Raw genomic sequence first — 5,458 nt, forward strand, 5'->3', positions numbered from 1 at the left:
GCGCCAGGTGGCGTAGTGCTCCAGGTAGCCGATCATGGAGTGGTAGACCTTGGCGTGGTCCGGGTGCTCGCAGGCGCCGCGCAGGATCACCTCGTTGGTGATCTCCTGGATGCGCTCCAGATCCTCGTCGGAGAGCTGATTGATGGTCACACCGGCATCGATGAACTGCTCGGTACCTTCGGTGGAGCCGCGCTCGGACCAGGCGATGGACCAGGCCATGGTGGCATCGGCGGCGATCTTCAGCTTCTCCTGGGTCTCCTCGGAGAGGGCGTCCCAGGCATCGCGATTGATCATCACGCCGAATACGCTGGCAGACTGGTGCCAGCCCGGCACCGACCAGTACTCGACCACTTCGGCGAAGCCGGCATTGTAATCCACCCCCGGGGTGGAGAACTCGGCGCCGTCGACCACGCCACGCTCCACCGCCTGATAGATCTCGCCGCCGGCCAGCGTCACCTGAGAGCCGCCCAGCTGCTCGAGTACGCGGCCCTGGTCACGCCCGGAGAGGCGCAGGCGCTTGCCGTCGAGATCGGCCAGGCTCTCGATGGGCGTGCGGCCCATGAAGCCCGACTCGTTGTTGGTGATGCCGTAGGGCAGGTAGACCATGTCGTACTGGCCGTAGATCTCCTGGTAGAGGTCCCAGCCGCCCCACTGCTGAATCCAGTTCAGGTAGTCCACAGCGTTGAACAACATGGTGGTGGTGGCCAGCGGTGAGAAGGCCGGGTTGCGGCCGGCCCAGTAGCCGGGCCAGTCGCCGGCGGCTTCGATACTGCCGGTCTCGGTGGCGTCGAACACCTCGGTGCCAGGCATCAGGGTGCCGCCGGCGCGGAACTCGATCTGCAGCTCGTCGCCGGCGATCTTGTTGACCAGCTCCACCCAGTGGCGGTCGATCTGGATCAGATCGATGCTGTCCGGCCAGGTGGAGGTCATGGTCCAGCGCTCCTGGGCCTGAGCGGTGGTGGTGAAGGCGGCCAGAGCGATGCCGGCCGCCAGGCCGGAGATGGCGAATTTCGTCTTCATCTTCATGTCGTGCTCCCTTCTGGGTCTTATTGTGCTGCAGTAAAGAGAAGATCTTGCCAGGCGGCATGCCGCAGTCGTTGTGATTTGCTGAATGATCGGTCAGGCCGCCAGAGAACATCGACAAGCTAGCACGCTGGCATGACCGGAATCGATAGCTGGCTACGGTGCTGAGCAGGGTTGAGCCGAGCATCGGTTACGTTTAATTAAGAAAGAATGGGAGGTGGATCTATCTGTATTGTAAGGTAAAACTTCGGCCTGCCGGCAGGGTGGGGCAGGAGAGAGAAGAGGGTGAGAATAGACCAAAGTCTATCCACATAACGCGGCAGACGGCGCCCGGTCGGGCGCCGTCGCTGTCATCAGCGTCAGCTGTAGACCTGAGCAGGCAGCCAGGTGGCCAGCGGTTCGTAGAAGAACACCAGGAACAGTCCCAGCAACTGCAGGGCCACGAAGGGAGCCACCCCTTTGTAGATGTCGAGCGTCGTGATGCCCGGTGGGCAGACGCCCTTGATGTAGAACAGCGCGAAGCCCACTGGCGGCGTCAGGAACGACGTCTGCAGGCAGATGGCGAAGAGGATGGCGAACCACACCGGATCGACGCCCAGGCTGAACACTACCGGGGCGACGAGCGGCAGGATGATCAGCGTGATCTCCACCCAGTCGAGGAAGAAGCCGAGCAGGAACACCACCAGCATGATGGTCAGCACCACGCCGGCCGGGCCGAAGGGCAGCCCGGTAATGGCGTTGCGAATCACGTCGTCGCCGCCCAGCCCGCGCAGCACCACGGCGAAGATGGTGGCGCCGACGAAGATGCCGAAGATGAAGGCAGTGGTGCGGGTGGTCTGATAGAGCGCCTTTGACACCACGTCGAAGTTCAGGCGGCGATTGAACAGGGCCAGCAGCACGGCGCCCAGCGCGCCCACCGCGGAAGCTTCTGTGGTGGTGGCAAAGCCGGTGAAGATCGAGCCGAGTACCGCCACGATCAACGCCAGGGGCGGCAGTACGGCGATCAATACCTCGAGCAGGGCGCGGGCATTGAGGGGCTGGCGGTTCTCCGGAGCCGGGGCCAGATCCTTCTTGATATAGGCGGCGATCACGATGTAGGCGATGTACATCACCCCCAGCATGATGCCGGGAATCAGTGCGCCCATGAACAGTCGGCCCACCGAGGCTTCCGAGGTGCCCAGGCGGTCGGCCATCAACACCAGCATGATGCTGGGCGGCACCAGGATGCCGAGGGTGCCCACCGAGCAGGCGGTGCCCACGGCCAGCGACTTGTTGTACTTCGCTTGCAGCATGGGGCCGATGGAGAGCATGCCGAGCAGCACCACTGAGGCGCCGACGATGCCGGTGGAGGCGGCCAGCAGCACGCCGACGATGACCACCGTGACGGCATAGCCGCCGCGCAGCCCGCCGAGAACGCGCACCAGGGAGTTCATCAGCCGCTCGGCGATGCCGGAGCGGTCGAGCATGATGCCCATGAAGATGAAAAGCGGCAGGGCCACCATCAGCTCGTTGGCAATGATGCCGTAAAGACGCCGGTCGAGAACGCCGATGGTGCCGCCCCAGGAGAACCACAGATCGGCCCCCATGTGCTCGACCAGCACATGGCCGATGACGGCGAACAGGAAACCGATGCCGGCCAATGCCCAGGCCACGGGGAAGCCGATCAGCAGTAGCCCCATGAAGCCGGCGAACATGCCGATGACGAGAATTTCTTCGAGACCCATGATCTTCCTCGCACAGGCACGTTAGCGGTGGTCCACCGGGCGCCGCAGAGGCAGCTGCCGGGGGAATCCGAAGAGATAGGTACAGCAGCGCAGCGCTCGTGATGACAAGGCGATGGCGATCAGCGCCATGCCGATCGGCAGGGTGCTCTTGATGATGAAGCGGTAGGGTAGGCCGCTGGGCGCCTGGGAGCGTTCGCCGCGGGCGAAGGAGCGCTGGGCGTACTCGGTGAGCCCGTCGACCATGAAGTAGAGCACCGGCAGCACCAGCAGCACGATACACAGCAGCTCGACCCAGGCCTGGAAGCGCAGCGAGAACTTGTCACGCAGCACGTCCACGCGTACGTGGTCGTCGGTGACCACGGCGTAGGCCAGAGTCAGGATCATCGTCGCGCCGAAAAAGTGCCACGAGAGCTCTTCCAGGGCGATGGAGCCGCGGCCCAGGATGAAACGACTGAACACATTGGTAAGCACCACGGCGAGCGTGACGAGCCATAGCCAGGAAAGCAGCTTGCCGAGAACGGCAATGGCCGTGTCGATCACATGGCTGACACGGTTGGTGGGTAGCTCCGGGCGCAGCGGGGTGTCGTCCGGGGGAGCGTCGGGAAGCGGTATAGACATCGTGCAGCCTCTTGCATGTTGCCGCTAGCCGGGAGGCCGGGTGCCGGTGGCAATGCCACCGGCACCCGGCACCCGGCGCCCGGCGCTTGCCGTCAGTTGGAGTTGGGCGAATAGTAGGAGCGCGGCAGGTAGCCTTTGGCGTGCCAGTTGCCATGGACCTGCATCCATTCACGCTGGCTCTCCAGCACGCGGGCGAAGAGCTCGTCGTTACTGGCCATCTCGTCCAGCACGCCCATGGTGACGCTTTCCAGCTCGGCCAGGATCTCCGGCGACAGGGTCTGGGCGTTCACGCCCTCGGCTTCGAAGCCGGCCAGGGCCTGGGGGTTCTCCCACTCGCTCTCGGAGAAGCCGAACAGCGTGGCGGAGCGGCAGCCGATCTCGATCTGGGCGCGGCTCAGGTCGGAAAGGTCGTCCCAGGTCTCCTGGTTCACCAGCAGGTGCGAGGTGGTGTAGGTCTGGTGCCAGCCCGGCATGATGTAGTTCTGCACGATTTCCTGCATGCCCAGGATGCGGTCTACGGCCGGAGCGGAGAACTCCAGGGCGTCGATGGTGCCGCGCTCCATGGCCTGGTAGAGCTCGCCACCGGGCAGCATGGTGACCGAGGCGCCGAGCTGCTCCATGACGCGGCCGCCGATGCCGGCAAAGCGGATGCGCAGGCCGTCGATCTGATCGAGAGATTCCAGCGGCTCGGCGAACCAGCCGGCGGCTTCCGGCCCGATCACGCCGCACAGCAGCGCCTTGACCCCGTAGGGCGCGTACACTTCCTGCAGCAGCTCGTTGCCATCGCCGAAGTAGTGCCAGGCCATGAAGGCGGGCGGCTCCATGCCGAAGGGAGGGCCGGAGAGCAGCGGCAGTACCGGGATGCTGCCCTGGTCGTAGCCGATCCAGGTGTAGCCGGCCGGGTAACGGCCTTCCGAGACGGCATCGAGGATCTCGAACGGCGGGATCAGCTCGCCCGGCTCGTAGTAGCGCAGGTTGATGTTGCCGCCGGAGATCGCTTCCAGCGTTTCGGACAGATGAACGACCGGCGTACTCAGGCCCACCAGGTGTGAAGGAAAGGCGATGGGCACCTGCCAGCGAACGCGCTCCTGAGCGCTGGCGGTGCTGGTCATGGCGGCGCCGGCCAGGATCACGGCGGCTGTCGTGCCGGCCAGCTTGAAGCGTGTGGACACCTTGGGGCCAGTTGAGGCTTGCATAGACGCGACTCCACTTGTTGTGACGGGTATTGTTTTAGGGAAAGGCCTATTCCAGCGCTGAATTAGCCATGCAACTCAAAGGGAAAGCAATAATGGAAAATTGGTCAGACCAATCGGCGTGCGTGAGACCTTGCTAAGGTGAATCATGTTTCGATAGGTAACTGATGGTGTTTTGTTGTGATCTCCCGGAAAAATTGCGCTTTTCCTCTAGATTCTGTGCTTATTTTTAGCGTGCTTAGGCTTTTCGGTGTGTTTGGAAGTGCGACCAATTGTTAATGCAAAGAGGCGTGTGGGGAGAGTGAGCGGTGAGGGGCGGAGCGATGTGCGAGCGAGAGGCGAGAGCAATATTTAATTGGTCTGACCAAATGGCTGCGCGTGGATGGCGCGGCCTTGTGTGGTCGACCTCGCCTGCCGACACGGCGCGGCAGCAAGCGCTGGCCATCTGGCAGGCCCGCGCTTGGCAGCGCCCCTGCTGGGTGTCGTCGGCGGCACCCGAAAAGGCGTGGCAGCAGGGATGGCTGCCGCCGGCCAAGGCCCGCACCCATCTGGGCGGCGAGCACGACCTGATCGTCTACGATGCCGCCAGTGAAGCGGGTTTCGATGCGGACGCGTTCGGTGCTCTCAGCGGTACCCTGCGGGCAGGCGGCCTGCTGCTACTGCTGCTGCCAGCGGCCGCTGGCGACCAGACGGCCAGCCACTACATGGCCCGCTTGCGTGAACGCTTGGCGCAGGCGACGGATGCCGTGCACTGGACACCCGGCGAGCCGCTGCGGCTGCCCGAGCCCAAGTCCGAGCCCGACCGGCCCCGGCCGCTACCCGACAGCGGCGACCCCGATTGCCTTACCCGCGACCAGCGCCAGGTGGTGGAGCGCCTGGTTGGCCTCAGGCGCCGGCGAC

4 protein-coding genes and 1 pseudogene are annotated in these 5,458 nt (G+C 64.3%); 1 reads left to right on the forward strand and 4 read right to left on the reverse strand.

The window, feature by feature from the left end:
* From dctP to B8115_RS08985, 4 genes are all read right to left on the reverse strand, one after another.
* The coding region (dctP, locus tag B8115_RS08970) for a TRAP transporter substrate-binding protein DctP (protein WP_010627449.1) at nt 1–1,026 on the reverse strand (1,026 nt) is incomplete at its 3' end.
* A 356-nt stretch (nt 1,027–1,382) separates the two neighbouring features.
* Nucleotides 1,383–2,747 (reverse strand): TRAP transporter large permease subunit, encoded by a 1,365-nt coding sequence (locus B8115_RS08975; RefSeq protein WP_010627450.1) that lies wholly within the window; start codon nt 2,745–2,747, stop codon nt 1,383–1,385.
* Nucleotides 2,748–2,768: 21 nt separating this feature from the next.
* Nucleotides 2,769–3,365 carry a TRAP transporter small permease subunit gene (locus B8115_RS08980; protein ID WP_010627451.1) on the reverse strand — a complete coding sequence of 199 codons (597 nt, stop codon included), beginning with the start codon at nt 3,363–3,365 and terminating at the stop codon, nt 2,769–2,771.
* Nucleotides 3,366–3,457: 92 nt separating this feature from the next.
* Entirely contained in the window at nt 3,458–4,561 is a 1,104-nt protein-coding gene (locus tag B8115_RS08985) for a TRAP transporter substrate-binding protein (RefSeq protein ID WP_010627452.1), read from the reverse strand.
* Between the two features lie 392 nt (nt 4,562–4,953).
* On the opposite strand from B8115_RS08985, the pseudogene B8115_RS23590 reads away from it, so the two are divergent.
* Nucleotides 4,954–5,458 (forward strand): annotated as a pseudogene (locus B8115_RS23590) (tRNA(Met) cytidine acetyltransferase); the annotation flags it as partial.

This window comes from Halomonas sp. KM-1 (genome assembly GCF_000246875.1).
In the GTDB taxonomy this organism is placed as follows: Bacteria; Pseudomonadota; Gammaproteobacteria; order Pseudomonadales; family Halomonadaceae; genus Halomonas; species Halomonas aerodenitrificans.